The sequence below is a fragment of the Flavobacterium sp. genome (assembly GCF_029242675.1).
Taxonomy (GTDB): domain Bacteria; phylum Bacteroidota; class Bacteroidia; order Flavobacteriales; family Flavobacteriaceae; genus Flavobacterium.
Genome location: NZ_JAQWTM010000416.1, coordinates 1 through 2,453, shown reverse-complemented (window position 1 = coordinate 2,453; position 2,453 = coordinate 1). Strand labels below are relative to the sequence as shown.

Annotated in this window: 3 protein-coding genes; all 3 read left to right on the top strand. The window is 34.9% G+C overall.

The window, feature by feature from the left end; all coding sequences use genetic code 11:
- Nucleotides 1–851: aromatic amino acid lyase (locus P8M54_RS15225; protein ID WP_300288877.1), on the top strand; the 851-nt coding region annotated here is incomplete at its 5' end.
- Nucleotides 852–899: 48 nt separating this feature from the next.
- Entirely contained in the window at nucleotides 900–1,544 is a 645-nt protein-coding gene (locus tag P8M54_RS15220) for a DUF47 family protein (RefSeq protein WP_300288876.1), read from the top strand.
- Between the two features lie 32 nt (nucleotides 1,545–1,576).
- A partial coding sequence (locus tag P8M54_RS15215) for an inorganic phosphate transporter (protein ID WP_300288875.1) occupies nucleotides 1,577–2,453 on the top strand: 877 nt, incomplete at its 3' end.

Sequence of the window (2,453 nt, the reverse complement as noted above, 5' to 3'; positions counted from 1 at the left end):
ATTTAATTGCTACTATTTCACTAGAAGCTTTTGACGGAAGGATAGAACCATTTAATGAAGCAATCCATTTTATTCGTCCTCATAAAGGCCAAATTGTAACTGCAAAGCGAATCAAGGGTTTTTTAGAGGGAAGCCAAATCATCACTCAAGAGAAAATACATGTACAAGATCCTTATTCTTTTAGATGTGTACCGCAAGTGCATGGTGCCTCAAAAGATGCACTGGAGTATGGTCATAAAGTGTTTAAAACCGAGATTAATTCAGTAACTGATAATCCAAATATTTTTGTTGACAGTGATGAAATCATCTCGGGCGGCAACTTTCACGGCCAACCATTGGCTTTAGCCTTGGATTTCATAGGCATTGCCTTGGCTGAATTGGGTAGCATTTCTGAAAGGCGTACCTATCAATTAATCTCAGGATCACGTAATCTTCCTGCGTTTTTAGTTGATAATCCTGGCTTGAATAGCGGTTTAATGATTCCGCAATATACCGCTGCAAGTATTGCTAGTCAAAATAAGCAGTTGGCAACTCCTGCAAGTGTAGATAGTATTGTTTCAAGTAATGGGCAAGAAGATCATGTAAGTATGGGTGCCAATGCAGCGACAAAAACTTTACGGATTTTGGAAAATTTGGAACGTATTTTATCCATTGAACTATTGACTGCCTCTCAAGCCATTGCTTATAGAAGGCCATTGCTTAGCAGTCCTGTAATAGAAAACTTTCTAAAAGCATATATAAATGAAGTTCCCTTCGTAAATGAAGACCGCATATTGCACTACGATATCAAGAAAACAGTTGCTTTTTTAGGTAGTTTCACCATTGACCAAGATTTGTTAACAATGGCTTAACATTGCAAATTATTAATGAAGTAATTTTGTAACCTTAAAATAGATAAAATGTCAATAAATAGTTTATTCCAATTTTTAGTTCCTAAGGACAAAAAGTTTTTTCCACTTTTCGAAGAGGCGTCAAGTAATTTAATTGAATTAGCTTCTAATTTGCATGAGGCAGTAAATCTCCCTTTGAAAGAGAGAGAAGTGTTGTTTTCTAAAATTGATACTTTAGAACAAAAAGGAGAGGATATTACCCGTCAAACTAATCTTGAATTGAGTAGAAATTTTATTACTCCATTTGATAGAGAAGATATTCACTCTTTAATTACTAGTATTGATAACGTAGCGGATCGTTTGCACGGTGCTTCAAGTATTATGCGTTTGTACCAAGTAGACAAAATTACAAAGTCAATTCGTAAGTTAACAGAAATCAATCTTGAAGCGTGTCAAAATATTGAGTTGGCGGTAAAAGAGCTGAGTAACTTGAAAAACATGAGCGTTATCAAAGATGCATGTGCTAGAATTAATAAGCTAGAGAACAAATCAGATAATGTATATAATAAAGCAGTTTTTGAAATTTTTGAAAACGAAACAGATGCTAAAAATATAATTAAGTACAAAGAGGTTTTATCTGTTTTAGAATCAGCTACAGACAAATGTAAAAGTGTTGCAAGTATTCTAGAGTCGATCTCTGTAAAACACTCTTAAATTTAATTTATTTCAATCTGAAGATCTAGTTTATGACGTTACTTATAATTATTATAGTATTAGCCTTAATTTTTGATTACATTAATGGTTTTCATGATGCTGCTAATGCTATAGCTACGGTTGTTGCTACTAAAGTATTAACTCCTTTTCAAGCCGTTCTTTGGGCAGCTTTTTTTAATTTTCTTGCCTACTGGGTATTTGGTTTTGGTGTTGCTGATACCGTTGCTAAAACGGCAAATACTATGGAGATCAATCTTGTAGTTATTTTAGCAGGTGTTATAGCCGCTATTTGTTGGAATTTATTAACCTGGTGGTTAGGAATTCCTTCAAGTTCATCCCACACATTAATTGGTGGATTTGCAGGTGCAGCAGTTGCTCATGCGATTGCAGTGCATGGCTTTTCAGGCTATGTAGGTGCTGATGGAGCAACGCATTACTGGTACGAGATTGTCAGTTGGTATAAGGCTAGCAAAGATGGCGGCATGCCTTCAGGAGTTCTAATCATCATTGCCTTTATAGTTTTAGCGCCTTTGATGGGAGCTCTAGCTTCGTATTTAATTTCGATATGGTTACTTAATGCTTCACGTAAAAGTATCTATCCTAAGTTGTTTACGATTGGACTTATGATTGCTACAGTTTGGTTTGTTTACACACAAATGATCCCTTATGAAGAAATAATTAAAGGTGGAAAAGCACCGCGATTTGAGAATTCTGTTTTTTGGAGTGTTGCTTTTGAGCCTCATAATATCAAATGGTTTTTAGTAGCTTTTATTGTTTTGACTGTTAGTGCATTTTGTTTGATATTCAGTAGTTTGAATTTACAACAAGCTGATGGAGCATTAAAGAAGATGCAATTATTATCTTCAGCGGCTTTTAGTTTAGGTCATGGAGGAAATGATTCTCAAAAAG